Annotated in this window: 16 protein-coding genes and 1 riboswitch; of the genes, 8 read left to right on the top strand and 8 right to left on the bottom strand. The window is 40.6% G+C overall.

Annotation, left to right across the window (positions count from 1 at the left end; genetic code table 11):
* Nucleotides 1-65 precede the first annotated feature (65 nt).
* Together RCP16_RS14390 and RCP16_RS14385 are read left to right on the top strand one after the other, a co-directional pair.
* Complete coding sequence (locus RCP16_RS14390) at nt 66-1,271, top strand: nucleotidyltransferase domain-containing protein (RefSeq protein WP_308640612.1); 1,206 nt, start codon at nt 66-68, stop codon at nt 1,269-1,271.
* Nucleotides 1,268-3,064 (top strand): ABC transporter ATP-binding protein, encoded by a 1,797-nt coding sequence (locus tag RCP16_RS14385; protein ID WP_137221158.1) that lies wholly within the window; start codon nt 1,268-1,270, stop codon nt 3,062-3,064. The genes RCP16_RS14390 and RCP16_RS14385 overlap by 4 nt, the downstream gene beginning before the upstream one ends.
* A 59-nt stretch (nt 3,065-3,123) precedes the next feature.
* Here the strand turns inward: RCP16_RS14385 and cysC are convergent, their stop codons facing one another.
* From cysC to RCP16_RS14360, 5 genes are all read right to left on the bottom strand, one after another.
* Nucleotides 3,124-3,729 (bottom strand): adenylyl-sulfate kinase, encoded by a 606-nt coding sequence (cysC, locus tag RCP16_RS14380; protein WP_137221156.1) that lies wholly within the window; start codon nt 3,727-3,729, stop codon nt 3,124-3,126.
* 126 nt (nt 3,730-3,855) lie between these two features.
* Nucleotides 3,856-4,665 (bottom strand): hypothetical protein, encoded by an 810-nt coding sequence (locus RCP16_RS14375; protein WP_137221443.1) that lies wholly within the window; start codon nt 4,663-4,665, stop codon nt 3,856-3,858.
* Between the two features lie 119 nt (nt 4,666-4,784).
* Nucleotides 4,785-4,879, bottom strand: a riboswitch (cyclic di-GMP riboswitch).
* Between the two features lie 147 nt (nt 4,880-5,026).
* Complete coding sequence (locus RCP16_RS14370) at nt 5,027-5,815, bottom strand: peptidylprolyl isomerase (RefSeq protein ID WP_273593348.1); 789 nt, start codon at nt 5,813-5,815, stop codon at nt 5,027-5,029.
* Between the two features lie 147 nt (nt 5,816-5,962).
* Nucleotides 5,963-6,883: an AEC family transporter gene (locus tag RCP16_RS14365; protein ID WP_308642490.1), complete on the bottom strand. Its 921-nt coding sequence runs from the start codon at nt 6,881-6,883 to the stop codon at nt 5,963-5,965.
* 44 nt (nt 6,884-6,927) lie between these two features.
* A complete protein-coding gene (locus tag RCP16_RS14360; protein ID WP_308640611.1) occupies nt 6,928-8,889 on the bottom strand; it encodes a DUF2339 domain-containing protein in 1,962 nt (653 codons plus the stop codon).
* A 132-nt stretch (nt 8,890-9,021) separates the two neighbouring features.
* Between RCP16_RS14360 and RCP16_RS14355 the strand changes: the two genes are divergently transcribed.
* From RCP16_RS14355 to RCP16_RS14340, 4 genes are all read left to right on the top strand, one after another.
* Nucleotides 9,022-9,717, top strand: a complete 696-nt coding sequence (locus RCP16_RS14355; protein ID WP_273593351.1) for a M50 family metallopeptidase — start codon at nt 9,022-9,024, stop codon at nt 9,715-9,717.
* On the top strand, nt 9,714-11,078 hold the full coding sequence (locus RCP16_RS14350) for an N-acyl-D-glucosamine 2-epimerase (protein WP_069326676.1): 1,365 nt from the start codon (nt 9,714-9,716) through the stop codon (nt 11,076-11,078). Before RCP16_RS14355 ends, RCP16_RS14350 begins: the two co-directional genes overlap by 4 nt.
* A 20-nt stretch (nt 11,079-11,098) precedes the next feature.
* Nucleotides 11,099-12,265 (top strand): pectin acetylesterase-family hydrolase, encoded by a 1,167-nt coding sequence (locus RCP16_RS14345; protein WP_069326675.1) that lies wholly within the window; start codon nt 11,099-11,101, stop codon nt 12,263-12,265.
* A gap of 110 nt (nt 12,266-12,375) precedes the next feature.
* Nucleotides 12,376-14,445 carry a class I SAM-dependent methyltransferase gene (locus RCP16_RS14340; protein ID WP_308640610.1) on the top strand — a complete coding sequence of 690 codons (2,070 nt, stop codon included), beginning with the start codon at nt 12,376-12,378 and terminating at the stop codon, nt 14,443-14,445.
* 96 nt (nt 14,446-14,541) lie between these two features.
* Here RCP16_RS14340 and RCP16_RS14335 read toward each other — a convergent pair whose 3' ends face one another.
* Nucleotides 14,542-14,751, bottom strand: coding sequence for a hypothetical protein (locus RCP16_RS14335; protein WP_069326673.1), 210 nt, complete (start codon nt 14,749-14,751; stop codon nt 14,542-14,544).
* A gap of 15 nt (nt 14,752-14,766) precedes the next feature.
* Nucleotides 14,767-15,252 carry a hypothetical protein gene (locus tag RCP16_RS14330; RefSeq protein ID WP_308640609.1) on the bottom strand — a complete coding sequence of 162 codons (486 nt, stop codon included), beginning with the start codon at nt 15,250-15,252 and terminating at the stop codon, nt 14,767-14,769.
* A gap of 190 nt (nt 15,253-15,442) precedes the next feature.
* On the opposite strand from RCP16_RS14330, the gene RCP16_RS14325 reads away from it, so the two are divergent.
* Both RCP16_RS14325 and rnhA read left to right on the top strand, forming a co-directional pair.
* Nucleotides 15,443-16,693, top strand: coding sequence for an MFS transporter (locus RCP16_RS14325; RefSeq protein ID WP_308640608.1), 1,251 nt, complete (start codon nt 15,443-15,445; stop codon nt 16,691-16,693).
* A gap of 27 nt (nt 16,694-16,720) precedes the next feature.
* Entirely contained in the window at nt 16,721-17,392 is a 672-nt protein-coding gene (gene rnhA / locus RCP16_RS14320; protein ID WP_308640607.1) for a ribonuclease H, read from the top strand.
* A gap of 115 nt (nt 17,393-17,507) precedes the next feature.
* On the opposite strand, the gene RCP16_RS14315 is transcribed toward rnhA, so the two are convergent.
* A complete protein-coding gene (locus RCP16_RS14315) occupies nt 17,508-17,768 on the bottom strand; it encodes a hypothetical protein (RefSeq protein WP_308640606.1) in 261 nt (86 codons plus the stop codon).
* Nucleotides 17,769-18,105 lie beyond the last annotated feature (337 nt).

Below are 18,105 nucleotides of genomic sequence, written 5' to 3'. Positions count from 1 at the left end.
CACTGAATGAACGCTATAGACTGAATGATTCAATCCAGATCAGTTTATATCCAAAGGAGTTCGGTATGAATATAGATTGGGATTTAGATGTACAGGATTTTCCTGTGGAATTAAAGTTATTGCTTGAATTGATAGACGTAGAAACAGATGCAGAAGCTCAAGCTATGATTGAATCTTCGGGTCGTCAGATCAACTGGCAAAACTTTTACTCACTAACAAGGCATCACCGGGTATATCCAACGATTCACGAACGACTCAGTCATCATCCATTATCCGGTCTACCCAAAGGTATGGTACAACAATTGAGTGTAGATTATAGTCGTAATGCACTGATGATGTTGCAGTTAAGCGGTAAAATGAAACAAGTAAGTGAAGCTCTTGATAACAAAGGGATTTACGCTTTGCAATTAAAAGGCCCTGCACTTGCTGAAGCGCTGTATGGTAGTCTATCTCGCCGTACATCGAAAGATTTGGATATTTTAGTGCATCCAGATCATATTGAACAAGCGGAAGAAGTATTAGAGCAGTTAGGATATACCAAAACACAAGAAGTATCGCGGATCGTTAGTGATTGGAAATGGCGTCAAAATCATGAGTCTTTCACTCATGCGGATACAGGTACAGAAGTTGAACTACACTGGCGTTTAAATGGAGATGCTGGAGCAGAACCGAGCTTTTATGAATTATGGAATCGTCGTCAAACATTAGAATTTGCAGGTACAGATGTTCATATGCTGAGCAATGAAGATTTGATGTTTTACCTTACGGCACATGGTGCCCGTCATGCATGGTTTCGATTACGCTGGTTAGCGGATATTGATCGCCTGGCACGTATGGAACTGGACTGGGACAAACTAACAGCTTTACTGCGTCGTTATAAATGCACACATTTAGTCGGTCAGGCGTTAATCTTGTCTGCTGCTATGCTTAATACACCGGTTTCTCGGGAAATGGCTTCATTGATGAGTACCGATCGTCCGCAAGATTTGGCACGTCGAGTGCTTATTTTTATCCGTGAAAAAGTCAGTCTGTGCCCTGAACCGGAAAGTGAAATACTCGCACAAATTTATCGTAATTACCTATTCTCTTTGCGTACGCCGGGACAGAAAGCTATTTTCTTAGCTCGTAAAATGGTGCCGGATACATGGGATACACAGACGCTTCCTTTACCGAAATCGTTGCGCTTTCTGTATTACCCACTTCATCCTTTCTTATTATTACACCGCCGTATTCAAAGGCGGTCTGCTCTAGAACGGGAGGTGGGTCAATGAATGCGATTCGTGCTTATATGAGACAACTGCATGACTTTGCAGGTAAGCGTCTCTATATCTATGTATTTCTTATGCTCATGATCAGTTGTCTGGATGGGTTAAGCATTTACTTGCTAGTGCCTTTATTGAGTCTGGTCGGATTATTCGGTACACAGGGATCGATGCCGATGGCATGGTTGTTTGAACCGTTACAACGTATTCCAGCCAGTATGACTTTATTTGTAGTACTCGGCATGTATAGTGTTCTGATGATTGTACAAGGATTAATCCAGCGTAGACAGGCAGTCATGGGAACCGAAATTCAGCAGGGATTCGTCAACAACTTGAGAATCCGTACCTACCGTTCGATACTGCGTGCGAACTGGACATTCTTTTTACGTAAACGCAAATCGGATCTAAGTCATGTACTGACTTCTGAATTAGCACGTGTCAGTCAAGGAACCAATCTAGTGATGCAATTATCGACTTCGCTGATTTTTATGGTGATTCAGATTGCCTTTGCTATGTTTCTGTCGGTACAAATGACGTTACTGGTGATCGTCGGTGGCGTACTACTAACGCTGTATTCTCGTAAATTTGTACGACGTGCCAAACGAATGGGCGATCGTACGACTTTTTTATCTCAAGAGTACTTTTCGGGAATGCAAGAGCATTTAAGTGGGATCAAAGATATCAAAAGCAATATGTTAGAAGCTTCGCATTTTGAATGGTTTCGAAGCATGTGCGGCAAGTTAGAGCAGAATGCGATTCAATTGGTACGCCTTAATTCAGGAACTCAATTTATTTATAAAATTATTTCGGTTGTGTTTATTATTTTATTTGTTGTGCTATCTGCGCAAGTGTTTAAATTACAACCAGAACGTTCAGTATTGATTATTTTGATCTTTGCTCGTCTATGGCCAAGGTTCGGAGGCATTCAATCTTCGCTAGAGTATATTGGAGCACTGGTACCTGCTTTTCATGCGGTGACAGCATTACAACAAGAATGTGATCAAGCTGAAGAATCATACAAAGCGATTGCACCCGGTCAAGTCGAACGAGTTCAAATGACCAAAGGGCTTAGCTGTGAAGATGTATCTTTCCGGTATCAAGAAGATCAAGGCAATGCGCTTCATAACATCAATTTGTTTATTCCGATAGGCAAAATGACAGCGATTGTTGGACGTTCAGGAGCAGGGAAAAGTACATTGATTGATCTGTTAATGGGACTTATGGAGCCACAAGAAGGCAAAGTCACTGTAGATGGTGTAACTTTAACAGGTGAACGCCTACAGACATGGCGTAATTCGATAGGATACGTTTCACAAGAACCGTTCTTATTCCATAGCAGTATTCGTGAGAATCTATTACTGGTTGATCCACGTGCAAAAGAAGAACAGTTGTGGGAAGCCTTATCTTTTGCAGCTTGTGAAGATTTTGTACGTAAATTGCCTGAAGGATTAGATACGATCATTGGTGATCGAGGAGTACGTCTATCTGGAGGAGAACGTCAACGGATTGTGTTGGCACGCGCGATTCTACGTCAACCTGAAGTACTGATCTTGGATGAAGCGACCAGCTCACTCGATAGTGAGAATGAAGCGAAAATTCAAGCAGCGATTGAAAAGCTCAAAGGAAAAATGACATTGATTGTGATTGCTCACCGTCTATCTACGATTCGTGATGCCGATCAAGTCGTTGTGCTAGATCAAGGACAGATTGTACAACAAGGTGAATTCGGTGCATTGTCTCGTGAAACCAAAGGGACATTCCATCAATTATTAGCAAAACAAACGGCTGTACAGAACGCTTAATATTCATCATTCCATGATTGGAACAGTGAATACAAAGTGACTGCACAGCCGTTTTTCTTTTATAGAGTCTGATCTGCTCGGCGCTCAAGTTCAGCAATAACTTTGGCAACACACTGTTCGACAGACTCATGTTCAGTGTCTATCGTCAATTCAGGTTGTTGTGGAGCTTCATAAGGAGCACTCACTCCTGTAAAGTTCGGAATCTCACCTGCACGAGCTTTTTTGTATAATCCTTTGGGATCACGTTCTTCGCAAGCCGATAACGAGCAGTCGATATAGACTTCGATAAAATCGCCTTCTTCAAATAAATCACGAACCATCTGACGGTCTTGCGCATGAGGAGAAATAAAAGCAGCAATGACAATAGAGCCTGCATCCATAAATAACTTGGCGACTTCACCAATGCGACGTAGATTTTCTTTGCGATCTTGTTCAGAAAATCCTAGATCACGATTGAGTCCATGACGGATATTATCGCCATCCAGTACATAACAAGCACGCTCATGTGCAAATAATTCTTTTTCTAGCGCAAAAGCGATTGTCGATTTCCCTGAACCGGAAAGCCCTGTTAACCAGATCACAACACTACGTTGTCCATACCGCTGTTCTCTTTCTTTACGTGTAATATTAGAAGACTGCCAGGTGATATTTCGTGAAGATTCCATCTTTATTTCGCCCCTTTGCTGACAATAGGTATTGATCCAATTATATCAGCAATTTGGCTAAATCTCTAAGTTGCTTTGTAGATATCAAGCATGAGCAAGGAGATATACGAATGAGATTTTCTTTATTTAATGCTGTACGATTTGACTCCAACCTGCATAATCATGCACAGCTACCCCTGCAAAAGAAGAATGAGTAGAAGCTTGAGCAGATACTTCACCTAGTGCTGTTGTGAGCGCTGTTGCTCCTTTTCCATAAAAGCTGACATGCTCACCTTCGGAAGAACGATTCGTTTCTACGCCAATATACATATCTTTACCTGCTGTATCAGCTTCACTTAATTGAGCTTGCGCCACATCATAGATAGCAGTTCCTGAATCTCGATAAGCCATAACGGTTAGCGAATCATATTGTTCAATCATCCACTGACTTAATGTCGAACGATCATCAGGGGTACGAAGGGTATACAACCAGAAAGGAATATCTGCACTGGATGATAGATGAAGCGATTGAGCAGTTGCTGTAATCATCTGTACACTACGTTGCCATTGCGCAATAATAGTGGCTTGTTCTTTGGCCCAATTTGGAAGCAAATAAGGTTCGATATCGATATGAATCCCACTAAATTGCTCTGTAGATGAAGAAGCATGTTGATAAGAGACAATCCATTGCAAAGCATCTTGCAATTGGTAACGATCCTGATCTAATGCCCAGGAGGGTGCACCATCCAGAGCTTCAACGGTAATATGCTGTGCAGAAGCAGCTGTAATAAAACGTTGATATTGCGATATATCCAGATCTCTATTGATTTGCAGGTAGATCTTAGTGATCTGTTGTGAAGAAGCAAACTGTAAAATATCTGCTGTTGAATCAACAATAAGTGCTGTATTCCATAGCCACGTTGCTTTTTGAAGCGATTGTGCATGAATGGATTTCATATCACAAACTCCTAGCCAAATAAACATTGTCAGACTGATTAGTCCTATTTTAGAGTAGAACAATATCTTAGTGTGCATGATCCATCGGACTCCTTCGATTCATACCGCATCAGGTATTCCTCGGTAACCGGCTGTCATGACATGTCCTACAATTCATGTGTTAGACCCTTTGGCTTTGCGTCTTTACTTTTCAGTAAATTTGCCTGATTAAATATGAAATTAGATAGTAAAGTATTATACAATCCAAAAAAGATTGTACACAATAGATATCGGAATCTAAAAGTTACTTATGAATAGCTAACCAAGTGAATCAATAAAAAAAGCCATTATCTTTGGATCAGATAATGGCTTTTGGGTACTCTTATTTTACTTTTTCAGGTTCCGGATAAGTTACGCCTTTTGTATCTACTGTTACTTTTTTCATTACAGCAGGAGTATTCGGTTTATCTTGTCCGTCTCTTGGTAGATTCACCACTTCATCTACGGCATCCATACCGCTGATCACTTTACCAAATGCAGCATATTCGCCATCCAATTGAGGAGAATCAGCAACCATAATAAAGAATTGAGAACCGCCCGAGTTAGGGTCGCCAGCACGTGCCATCGAAAGAATACCACGTGTATGTTTTAGATCATTTTGTACATTGTTGGATTTGAATTCACCAGCAATACTATATCCTGGTCCACCTGTACCTGCACCATCAGGATCTCCACCTTGAATCATAAATTCAGGAATAACACGGTGGAACGTCAAACCATCATAGAATCCTGATTTGACCAAAGAGATAAAGTTGTTCACTGTATTTGGAGCTGCTTTAGGGAACAGTTCGATTTCAACTTTTTTACCATTGTCCATTTCAATCGTAACGATTGGATCATTGGCTTGTTTGAAATCTGCTGAATTATCAGTTGCAGAAGCTTCTTCTGTTGTACCTGTTGTAGCTGAGCTATCTGTACCTGTCGATTCTGTAGTGGAATCGGCTTGATCGGTTGAAGTACTTGTTGAGCTACTTTCCGTTGTTGTACCTGAAGTGCCTGTTTGTCCAGTAGTAGAACTGCTTGTCCCGTTATTACCACAGCCTGCAATAATCAAAAATAGCGCTGTGAAGATAAGCAAAAAGGCTACATTTTTACGTGATTGACGCAACATCTGACGATTCATCTCCTTGGGGGTTATCAATTGTAATTTTGAATCCTTTTTAATCAGCAATCATTAGTATAAAACGTCTACAGAACAACATACAAGTTTGTATCAGAGTCATCCATTGAATCTTGATGTCTGATCATCCTCTTTATCTTATAAATGATGAGACAAAGCGATAACTGCTGTAATCGTAAATACATTGACTAAAGTCGATACTAATACTGTTTGAGCAGCAAAGTCAGGTTCATTCCGATACTCTTCCGCCAGGATCGATGTATTCACCCCTGTAGGCATCGCAGAAGCAATCAAAAGCGCTTGTGCAGGTATGCCATGAATATCCAGTACATAGATCAGGAGAAGCCCGATAGCCGGTCCTACGAATAAGCGTAATGTCATACTCAGATAAATATCTTTACGATAGAGACGTAATGGGTACTTCACTATCTGTGCGCCAAGAGTGATCAAGGCGATTGCTACCATGGATTGTTGTGCATAGGTTAACGGTTGAGACAGAATCACAGGCAAAGGAATAGCAAAAGCATGCATAAGTAGACCCAGTAACAACGCATACGGCACAGGCATTTTCAGAAATCCGATAATGACCGTTCGGTAATTACCATTTAACTTGGAACCTTGAATCGAAATTACACCATACGTAAATGTGAGTAGACTTTGCAAAGACATAATCAAAGCCTGCATCGAAGCAGCCAGTGGATCACCTTTGAACACTAGATCATTAATAGGCAATCCATAGTTGCCCGAATTATCGAGCATAATACTGTTGTTAAAAGCGGCTTTTTTGCCTTTTGTATATCCCATGATTTTGGATGTTGCTGATCCCAAAAGATACAGAATCAACACATACAGTGCGTAAAAAAAGATAACACTTCCAAGTAATTGAGCAGACATATCGGAATGATACAGACTCATAAAAACAGCCGCAGGTGTAATACAGTAAAAGTTGATTTTGGCGAGTGTATACAGATCCAACTGAAAAACACGCTGTAATATGGACCCGACCGCAATCAGAACAAAAATCGGTAGAACCACACTGTACAAAATCGTAAAAATCAATCTCTCCACTTCTTTCTCTAGGCATTCATTTTGGATCTTTTCATTTATGAAAGATCATCATTGTTTTTAGGTTTTGGATCGTTTAGCGGATGATCATCCTTGTTGCCTTCAGTATGTTGTTGATCTGTACCGTGATGCTCGGCAGGATTCGATATTTCTTGCTGTTGTAATGGAGGTTGTCCATTCGTATCCCGACGTTTGTAGAATAGACGCGATAATCCGAGTCCAACCACACCTAATATAATAAACAGAATCGCACGTACACCAATCGAAATATCAGGAAGATCGATAAAAATAATTTTGAGTAATGTGAAAAAGATAAACAGTATTCCGATAATCCGCAGTTTGGATTTCTGAACAACCATCCCGATCACGATAATTAGAATCGCGTAGATAATCCATGCACTGGAAAGGCTAAGATGACGAACATCTGCATTTTGCGACATTGAAGCGACCTGTACCAGTTGGCTGATATAGATCAATCCTAATATCGCTTCTGCCCACATCAAGATATAACGTTTGCGATACAGTGAACCATAGTTCTTATCATCTGAACGTACAAATTTGCCGATAATACGATAGATCACAGCAATCGTAATTAGTAAAATCAACCAGTTGAATGTATGTGCAGACCAGAAGCGTTCAATCGGAACAAGGAACGTTGCCAAAAAGGCATAAGCATATACAATACAAGCCAGCACCAATTGCAATTTGTTGCGGAATCGAAGAGCGAGTAAGAACGCAAGTGTACCTTCTACCAAAATCACAGCCATACGAGCCGGGAAATTGGGAATCATATTTAATAATAAGAACCAGCCAAAGATTGCCATTGCAGGATAAGCGATTCCGACAGGAGTACGCTTTTGAATACCTGAAGCATACAAAATGCTGTACATGAGCGATAGAATAGCAATCATCCAGCGAGCGCCTGTCTCACTGCCATCCAGATAGTAAATTGTAAGCCAACCACCGACAAAGGCGAAGCTGGTAAATAGAACACCGAGTTGCATGCTAGTATTGCGTTGTTTCCAGAGTACAGAAATTGCTAAAATCACAGCATGCTGAACCAAAACGGCTACTACATTTTGCACAGAGAAGCCATACCAGATCATACTCAATCCAAGCGTAATATGTAGTAATGCAAATGCCAGGATATAACTGACCCGGAATGAATATTTCATAGCTACGACTAACATGACCGCTGAGAAAATCGTTTCAAATCCAGCGAATATCCATAGATTCGGATGAGTAGGTGCAATTAATACGGGTGCAAGATAACCTGCAACCAATGTAATCCCAACAATCGATTGTGATCGTTGACTAAGAGCAATATAGACAGCAAAAACGAGTGCGCCTATATAAAGTAAAAACGCAAAAATAAACGGAAGCAGATCATATAATAGATACGATGCGACAATAGACAAAATCAGAATGGCGATTGAGCCGCCTAATAAGACTTTGCCAAGTGCGGGTCGTTCTTTGCTGACCTCACGTTCTCCTAACCAGTACAGCACAGCCGCTACAAGTACGCCTAAAATGCAACGAATCGGTTCAGACAAATAGCCTGCTTTGACGACAGCAATAAATCCCCACACAATCCCGAGAATAAGGACAACGATAAACACACGTGGTAACCATACACGCGCAATCAGATGTTCCCAGTCTTTGGGTGGCTTAGGAACAGGAGGCGTATAAGGCGGTTGCTGTGCTTGTGCAGGTGGACGTTGTGCACCTGCATACTGCCCCTGTTGTGGTGGCTGTGGTGGTCTCACGCCATAATTTGCATTAGGTGGTGGTGCATTCACGTGAGCGCCTTGCCAGTGAGGTTCTGGCGGAGGCGGAGTGAAAGGTGAACCAGATGGTGGAGCTGTTCGCTGGGGAGGAACAGGTGGACGAGGTGCTGAAGCCTGTCTGCGCTGCATTTCAAATTGCTTCAATTCAGCAACTTCATGCTCAAGCCTGCGTATACGCTGTTCCAGTTGTTCCACTTTATCGTTATGTTCCACAGTGATAGAGCCTCCTTTAGGAATGATTTGATTCACAAATTATACCATAAGGAGTAAAGGTTGAAGATGGATTTAAAGATCGTAAAGCGATATATTTAAGATAGCAACTTAATATAGTAAGGGTGTGACCTTTTGAATAAATGGTTAAATACGATTTTGCTGTTAATCGCATCTGCTGTTTTGACGCGGTTGATTCCATTTTCCTCGTTATTTCGTAATTTGAATACGATGATTCATGAATTCGGGCATGCCATGATTACGTTGATTACATCCGGTCAAGTAAGTGGTATAGAACTCAATGCAGACCATAGTGGAGTGACTTATACTACCATAAGTTCAACCTGGAGTGGACTTCCGATCGGATTAGCAGGATATATGGGTTCTTCGATTTTTGTGATTGTTTTATTTTACCTGTATCACAAACGCAAGCAAAAAGCAGGCATATTGCTAACGGGTATGATTGGACTCATTATGCTGATCTTGTATGTGCATCAGGGGTTCGGTCTATACTGGTTAATCGGATTTGTGATTGTAAGTGGTGTGATGATGATTGCACCGGAATGGTTACGTAATGGGTATTATTTAGTGATTTTATTTTTGACCTTAGAAGAATCCGTATTATCTTCGATTACGATTCTTTGGCTTAGTATTACCAGCCCTTCGGGAGCAGGAGATGCAGCAGGATTAGCCCAACAATTTGGGATTCCAGCTGTGGTATGGGGTGTGATCTTTACCGGCTTTTCATTGTGGTGTGCACACCGATCTCTTCAGTTGTTCTGGCGTAAACGAAAACCACCGGTATACCGAGCAGGAGGAGCAAGACGATGAATACACCTCTACAGCGTAATCGTCCATGGGCAATGCATGGTGCAAGTATACAGATTGATCCGTTATTTCCGTATTATGCGAACCGTTCACCAGACAGTATTGCAGATGAATTGGCACTTGCCGGATACCGAACGGTTCATTATTTTGTTGTTAATGAACAGCAGGTTGATGTGTTATTAGTAGAAGCTTTGCAACGGCGAGAAATCGCTGTCTGGGCATTGGTGCTAGGCAACGGTACATTCAGTGTTGAACTTGCTCCTGAAGCATGGTCATCCTGGCGTATGGAATTGATCAAGCCGATCAATGATGGATTTGAGCGTTTTTCTCATTTTTCAACCGACTATATTCAATGGAAAAAAGAAGTGATTGCTTATTTAGTCGAAAATGTTCCTTTTGATGGCATTGAGATTGCCGAACCTTATTTTCCAGAATGGAATGGGATTGAGCGTGGAGTCTATGGAGATGTAGGACCGCTTGCACAGCAGGCTTTTAAAGATAGATATGGTATGGACATGCCGAACTTTACCCATTCTTCAGCAGCCAATTATTATACAAAGATTCCTTATATTTACGAACGCTGGGTAGAGATGCGTGTAGAAGCAGTCAATGGATTAATCCATGAAATTATTAATGGCGAACATGGAGCAAGAGATGTGCGCCCGGATATCAAAGTCGCTACATGGTCACTAGCTGTACGTGATGCAGAAGCAACAAAGAAACTACGTGAATGGCAAGGGTTGGATGCACTAGCGATGATCGATCTAGTGAAGCCAGATATGCATATGTTGCAGACCCACTGGCCGGATTGGATGAAGCGAGGTCTACCGTCTAATTATATACGAGATTATGAAAGTATCGCTGCACCTATACGAGCTTTACATCCCAAATTACCACTTGGGATTCAAGCCGATATCGGTTCCAAATCCAGTATGATCAAAGGACGACGCTGGATTGATGAGATGGAACATCATGCGTATTCACTTGGATATCAGAACTGGACCGCTTATGAATACCATATTGGTGGGTATATGTATGCAGAGCCTCCTTTACCTTCATCAGGTCTACGTATAGCGCCTGATGAAGTGATGATCATTTACAATAAGCGCATTGATCCTCATTCGATCGGTACAGTAACGTTATATCCAGCCACAGGATTGGGTAAATCTTATGAGTTGAAAGTCAGTCAATCAGCTGTAGATGGTAATCGCTTATTTTTGCGTTTTAATCGAACGTTACCGAATACTTCTTTTCAATTAGAAGTGAAAGATGTAAGTGATACACCAGATCTATGGCTACTCAAAGGTAAAAAGGCGAATCGTACACCGCGCAAAACCAAAGTGTTTATCGTACAGGAAGAGTAAGCGGGAAAAGAGGAATCAACATGGTTTTGACCACCATTGAATGGTTGATTATTGTAGCGGTTGTCGTTGTTGTCATTTTATTTGTAATTAAGCGTCCTACCCGTGTAGTAAGCTTTGAAGAGTCTCCATTATACAAATGGAATCGTGTGGATCTAAGTGGTATTGTGGTTGCAGGCGATGGATCACCGTACTATTTGCTGACCAAGCGAGGAAGAAGTAATAATGTGGTTGTATATTTTTCAGGTGGAGGGATTAGCTGGGATCGCAATACAGCCTCCAAGCCATTTGGGTTACGTACATTGTTGCATAATCGAGAATTAGGTTATTATTTTGCCAATATTCCTTTTTACAAAACTGACTTATTAGGCGGTATGCTCGATAATCATCGTGAAGATAATCCTTTTTACGATTGGACGATTGTCTATATTCCTTATGCCACAGGAGACTTCCATATTGGTAACAATAAAGTGAAGTACAAAGGAAAAGGTAAAATTCATTTTACTGCTCATTACAGTGGCAGACCGAATACGTTAAAAGGATTAGATTGGTTATTCGATCATATGACAGAGCCGGACAAATTATTTATCGCAGGAGCCAGTGCAGGCGGTTTTGGATCAGCCTTCTGGGCACCTCATATTGCTGAACAGTATCCTAATGCTCAGATTTATCATTATGCAGATGGTTCGTATTTATCCTCTCATCAGTGGCACCATATTATGGATGAGGTCTGGCAATCCAAGTTCGAACAACATTTCGGTTATCCGATCGAAGAAGATATTATTGCTGCTGCTTTTCGTTATAATGCACAGAAATTGCCAGCCAATACGATTTTGCTACAATCGAATACGTTATATGATAAAGTACTACCTTCTTATGAAGCAGTGTTGAATCAACAGACGATTGGACTGGTGAGTGGGGACGACACGATGACTCAAAGTTGGTCTCAAGGTATGCTCGATTCCGCGGGTCAATTGGATCAAGAATTAGAAAATTATTATTACTTTGTAACCGACTATGGAGTGGGTACCAAAAAGCGAAGTACACCGCATACGTTATCTCCATCACGTGTTTTCTATACCGCAGAAGAGAGTGGTGTGAAGTTAAGCCGTTGGTTGGGAGATATTATTAACAAAGATAAACGGTATTCGGTAGGCAAAGAGTTCGTCGAATCACCTATGGGCAAATAAAATAAAGAGCGCTGAACATCATGTTCAACGCTTTTTTTATGATCAATAGACATCAAAACGGGTAAACTAACAATAACCCTAAACTCTGGAGAAAATAAGGATGTGACCCGATGCTACATTCATTAACCGCAATAGAACATTACCGAGAACTTGGATATCCGACGGTAGAACAGCCACAGCTCTGGTTAACATATTTGGTATCCGCAGAAGAACGTATTGTGAATCTGGAACGTGTAACCACTTTACAAGAATTAAGCCATGCGAATCCGGTGCTTGATTATGTAGAGCGTACTTTACGTATATTAGATCAATTACGAGTATCGTTCTGGCAAAAAGAACTGATCGAAGAAGTACTGATCTGGTCGGAAACAGCCAAAGGTGGAACAGTACGTGAGCGGATACGCTGGCAAGAACAAGGGATTAATTTATTTGTACATAATGAAGGCTCAGCAGAACTGTATCTGCATGCTTCAGCCGATCCAGAGCAAGAACGGACACAACTGGTAGCTACATTGATTCGTACGCATGGACTGATAGGTCAATGTCTGCGTGGAGAAGTACCTTTTGCAGAAAATCTTCCGCTTACCGATCAAGTCAGTCATGGTATTTTGTCTCCTGAAGAAATGAAAAGCACATTGCTTGTTTTGAATCGCTGTATTATAGAAGCTGTATCTCCAGAGTTATGGCAAAAGGTACAAGATGATGTGCTTTCTTTAATTCAACCGATCGTGTATGACCAGCAACCGGTAGGGTGGACAACAGAAGATCGTATCCTGCGTTTGCGTACTGCCAGTATCAACAAAGGGGAAAATACCGCCGAAAGTCTGCATCAGTTGAATACTGATTTTCCGGTAATATCCTCTTTTGAACGTCTTCACGATCAGACATTCTGGTATGTAGAAGCAGCGTTGCAAGACTTTTCATTTGAAGAGTTTGCAAAAATATTCACATGGATCAGTCGGATGATTCCTGAAGGGGTACGACATATTAGTTTTGAACGACTGATGAATACGATGTATTACGATTATAAAGGGATCAAAAAAGTGAATGTCTACAAAAAGCGAATCATCGAAAAAGTACTTGGTGATTGGTCATGGGATCAGTTGTCTTCCGGTAAATGGGTACAAGATAGTCCGCATTTGGAGTATGAATGTGTACAAGAACCTCATATTGCGGATACTGTCTTTTTTAACTTTGTTTTTTCACCAGCGGCAGAGAAATTAATCGAATTCTGTATCGAAGCAGAGAAATCTCCATTATATGAAAAAGCAGTATTGTTATTATTCGATCTATTTGGATTACGGCGGGATGCGTATGATCGTTTTCATAATGAAGAAAGTTATCTGGAAATGATGAATCAGACCGTCGATTACAAACGAATCTTACTTCAGTATATTGTCGGTCAGACGATTATTGATATCGGCCCGGGTGGCGGTGTGATGCTAGACTTGATCGAAGAAGAATGGTCGGATAAGCGAGCAATCGGAATAGATATTTCTGAAAATGTGATCGAAGCGTTACAGCGCAAAAAGCAGTTAGAAGGTCGTTCGTGGGAAGTGAAAAAGGGCGATGCACTAGCGTTACGAGATATCGTCGAACCTGGAAGTGTAGATAGTGTATTATTTTCGTCGATCCTACATGAGTTATATTCGTATATTCCATTTCAGGGCAAAAAGTTCAATCTGGAAACCGTAGCAGCAGCACTATCCAGTGCGTATGATGTGTTATCCACAGGTGGACGGATTATTATTCGAGATGGCATTATGACAGAACCGACAGGGCAGAAGCGACGTATTCAATTTTTACAAGAGGATGGTCTATCGACATTACAACGATATGCTCAAGATTTTGCTGGGCGTTCGATTCAGTTTGAAGTGATCGGAGAACAAGAAGTGTTGATGCCTGTGAACGATGCAATGGAATTTCTATATACGTACACATGGGGAGAAGAAGCATATGTACATGAAGTACAGGAACAATTTGGCTACTTAACACCATCTGAATATCGTGCATTTATCGAACAGACTTTAGGAACATCGGCAACTATAGTTCATGCAGAATCTTTTTTACAAGCAGGATATACCGAAGCTTTGCAAGATAAAGTTAAAATGATGGATGAATGGGGCGAATCGGTTCCTTTACCGGATAGTACTTGTATTATCGTTATTGAGAAGACGTAAGTAGAATATGTAGAGAATAGAATAACATTTAATATAAAATAAAAAGAACCTTTCCTAAGATGAATAAGGAAAAGGTTCTTTTTATTTAATCACATTCTATTCGATTTCAGGTTTGTCTTTATCTTTCTCATGACGTGGTAACTCGTTATCGTGAGGAAGTTCATTATCGATCACTCTTTTTTGAATCTCGTCTGGAGCAGAATCGGGAAAAGAGTCTTCTTTGAACAATCCAAATTCATCATCATTATCGCGTTCAGTGACCAAGTTTTTCTTTTCTTTGTCCTGATCTTTATCATGAGTACTCATATCTATTCCTCCTTATTAACGTCCAAAACGATCGGGTTCGTCTTCACCTGTTGATCCGTTTAATATATCGGTTCCATGCGCATCTTGATCTTCTAAAGGTACAGCGGCTGGATCGACAGGCGTCTCACCATCTAATACATCTGCATCTGGAATATCAGGGAATTCATCATCCAGTGTTACATCTTCCAAATCGGTCAATGGATCACTATTTAGATCATTACCTGTATCAACCGGTGTCTCTGCCACATCTAGATCAATACTGTATGGAGTCACATCATGTTCATTTTCAAGTTCTGCATTTGCTTCACGTACAGCTACATCTTCACCTGTGATTGGTTGAATACCTTCTTCATCACGTGCAGTAGGATTGATAATATCAAGATCATTTTCAGGAATCGTACGTAATTCATCCTCTATATCGGAAGTGACTGGTTCTGTTGTCCGGTATCTGTTATATTCTTGTGCCGCAGCATCTCTATTATCGTCAAATGGTTTGTTCATTATCATTCATCTCCCTTAGGTTATAAGTACATCTATTTTGATTTCGTTAATCATGGATTTGGCTTACATGTACTTTACCCGAATTTATAATATTGCAATCGCTCTCTTATAAATTGGTATCACTTTGTTTATTTGTAGATCATGAATTTGGATATTGGGTTAAACAAGAGTAGAATGTAAGATATTTGACTTGTCTACTGGAAAGGGCGTGCAGACATACGTGGTAGCTATCGAAGACTTTTCATGGAAACGAAATTTAGTTGTACTGTGGTTAGGTGTATTTTTTTGTAGTACAGCGTATTCGATCTCGATCCCATTTTTACCTATTTTTCTAAAAGCAGATTTGGGCGTGACAAGCAATTTGGAAATATGGTCAGGGGTCGCATTCGGCATTACCTTTTTAGCCAGTGCTTTGATTTCACCGTTTTGGGGATCATTATCGGATAAATATGGACGGAAACCGATGTTGATTCGTTCAGGCTTTAGTCTAGCGGCTTTATATTTGATTAATTATTTTGTGACCGATCCGTATTTATTTCTAGTGGTGCGTATTTTTCAAGGGTTGCTTGCTGGATTCGTTCCTGCATCGATCGCTCTTGTTGGAACAAATACACCAGAGAACAAAACGGGTTATGCGCTCGGTGTGATGGCAACATCAGGAGCGACAGGAACGATCATAGGTCCACTGATCGGTGGAGTCGTCAGTTACTATTTTGGTAATCGAAATACATTTTTATTTTCAGCAGGTATTGTATTGATAGCAGCTCTTATCGCTACATTCTGGGCGAAAGAACATAACTTTAATCGATCTGCTAAGCGTTCTCATGTACGTGATGATCTCAAGCAAGCCGCAGGTAATCCGATATTTGTCGCTTTGCTCACTCTTGCAGGGATTAGTACCTTCTCGATTATGATTTTGGAACCGTTGATTACTATCTATGTACAAAGTATAGGCGTATCCAGCAATAATGCTTCTTTAAGTTCAGGAATTGTCTTCTCTGCGGTAGGTGTAGCCACATTAATTATGGCTCCACGCTGGGGCAAAATAGGTGGTAAAATAGGATATGGAAAAATTTTATTTATTGGTTTATTAGGAAGTGGGATTGGTAATCTTCTGCAATTTTTCTTTACGAATATTTGGGGATTTGGTATATTGCGATTTGCATATGGTTTATTTTATGCGGCAGTCTTACCTTCGATCAACGCTATGATTGTCAAAGTCACACCGTCTGATTTTCGCGGTAGAGCTTTTGGCTTAAATCAATCCGCTTCCCAGATCGCAACGATGGCAGGGCCCATTATCGGTGGTCTACTTGGACATTGGATCGATATTCGCTGGGTATTTGTAATTAATGGACTGATGTTGTTGGTCTGTGCGATTTTTGTCAAACGGCGCAGTTGGGAGATTCCTATTCTTGAAAAGTCATCTCATTCAAATTAAACATGTAATACAAATACGGAGGTCTGTATGGCAAAGTCAAAATATTATGTAGTCTGGGAAGGGCACCGTCCGGGGATATACAGCTCTTGGGCAGATTGTCAGCAACATACCAATGGATACAAAGATGCAAAATATAAATCGTATGAAACGTTAGCTGAAGCTGAAAAAGTATATGCAGAAGGATGGAAAAAGCATTGGGGACAAGGAAAAAGTAGTTCTTCTTCCAGTTCTTCCAGTAGCGGGAATAGCTATAGCAAACGCACTTCGTCTTCCTCTACGATTTCCAAAGATCAAATAGAGTATGACAGCATCTCAGTAGATGTAGGCACACGTGGCAATCCAGGGCCTGTAGAGTATCAAGGGGTCGATACACAGACAGGCAAAGTGATCTTTAGTTGCGGTCCAATCGCCAAAGGAACCAATAATTTGGGTGAATTTCTAGCGATTGTGCATGCGCTGGCGTATCTTCACCGTCAAGGAAGTAACCGAACGATCTATAGTGATTCTGCCAATGCTCTAAAATGGGTGAAACAGAAAAAAGCAGTTTCAACATTGGTTCGTGATGCTTCTACAGCTGAAATCTGGGATCTGGTCGATCGTGCTGAACAATGGCTACGGACACACAAGTATGAAAATAAAATTCTAAAATGGGAAACGAAAAGTTGGGGCGAAATCAAAGCTGATTATGGTCGCAAGTAATGATCATCCCGGTGATATTGCTATTTTAAAATACAAAAAGAAACCTGTTTTCACTATTTACGTGAGAACAGGTTTCTTTTAATAAGTGATATTTTAATTCATATAAAATATCACATTATTCTTTATCGTTGTGCTCATGGTTAAGATGAGCAGCATCAGACTCAGGATCTTCGGGGTCAGCGCTAGGATGCGGACCTGCATCTTCTTCATCAGCAAGTTCTCCAAAAAGAGGCGTATCCATCTTTTCAGGTAAAATCACTGCTTTTTTAGCATCTTCAGGTAATTCATCATCAATGTTGGTTTGTGAATCTTCATCATTTAAAAGAGTGTTGCGTGTTTTCCAAAATACGTCGTCGTAATGTTCTTTGTCTGTCATTATTAATTCCCTCCAATACGTCCGTATATGAGTAGTGCTTACCCTAGTCTGCCTATAACCAAACGATAACTGCTTATTTTTATGAATAGTATTGTCTTTTTTTGTTATTTATTGATAAGGTATCTAGTATAGTTCATGTTTCCGAAAGCGTAATCACCACTTCATCAAATAAAGCTTAAATAAATGAAAAAACAGTCGATATAACAGGCTTTTTGCCATGTTTTGTAGACCTTTTCTGGTTATGAAATTAATGGTATCTCTGAAGTGAGAGAGCAAGTATAATACATAGAGGTGGGTATATTTTCCAAGAAATACGTATTCGATAGTTTATTTATAA

The organism is Paenibacillus nuruki (genome assembly GCF_963311185.1).
Taxonomy (GTDB): domain Bacteria; phylum Bacillota; class Bacilli; order Paenibacillales; family Paenibacillaceae; genus Saccharibacillus; species Saccharibacillus nuruki.
This window is presented reverse-complemented; position numbering and strand designations above follow the sequence as displayed.

Bases quoted from the DNA above. Each gene is read 5' to 3' on its own strand.
- RCP16_RS14390 (WP_308640612.1), top strand. From the start codon at position 66: ATGAATATAGATTGGGATTTAGATGTACAGGATTTTCCTGTGGAATTA.
- RCP16_RS14385 (WP_137221158.1), top strand. From the start codon at position 1,268: ATGAATGCGATTCGTGCTTATATGAGACAACTGCATGACTTTGCAGGT.
- cysC (WP_137221156.1), bottom strand. From the start codon at position 3,729: ATGGAATCTTCACGAAATATCACCTGGCAGTCTTCTAATATTACACGT.
- RCP16_RS14375 (WP_137221443.1), bottom strand. From the start codon at position 4,665: ATGAAATCCATTCATGCACAATCGCTTCAAAAAGCAACGTGGCTATGG.
- RCP16_RS14370 (WP_273593348.1), bottom strand. From the start codon at position 5,815: ATGTTGCGTCAATCACGTAAAAATGTAGCCTTTTTGCTTATCTTCACA.
- RCP16_RS14350 (WP_069326676.1), top strand. From the start codon at position 9,714: ATGAATACACCTCTACAGCGTAATCGTCCATGGGCAATGCATGGTGCA.
- RCP16_RS14345 (WP_069326675.1), top strand. From the start codon at position 11,099: ATGGTTTTGACCACCATTGAATGGTTGATTATTGTAGCGGTTGTCGTT.
- RCP16_RS14340 (WP_308640610.1), top strand. From the start codon at position 12,376: ATGCTACATTCATTAACCGCAATAGAACATTACCGAGAACTTGGATAT.
- RCP16_RS14335 (WP_069326673.1), bottom strand. From the start codon at position 14,751: ATGAGTACTCATGATAAAGATCAGGACAAAGAAAAGAAAAACTTGGTC.
- RCP16_RS14330 (WP_308640609.1), bottom strand. From the start codon at position 15,252: ATGAACAAACCATTTGACGATAATAGAGATGCTGCGGCACAAGAATAT.
- rnhA (WP_308640607.1), top strand. From the start codon at position 16,721: ATGGCAAAGTCAAAATATTATGTAGTCTGGGAAGGGCACCGTCCGGGG.
- RCP16_RS14315 (WP_308640606.1), bottom strand. From the start codon at position 17,768: ATGACAGACAAAGAACATTACGACGACGTATTTTGGAAAACACGCAAC.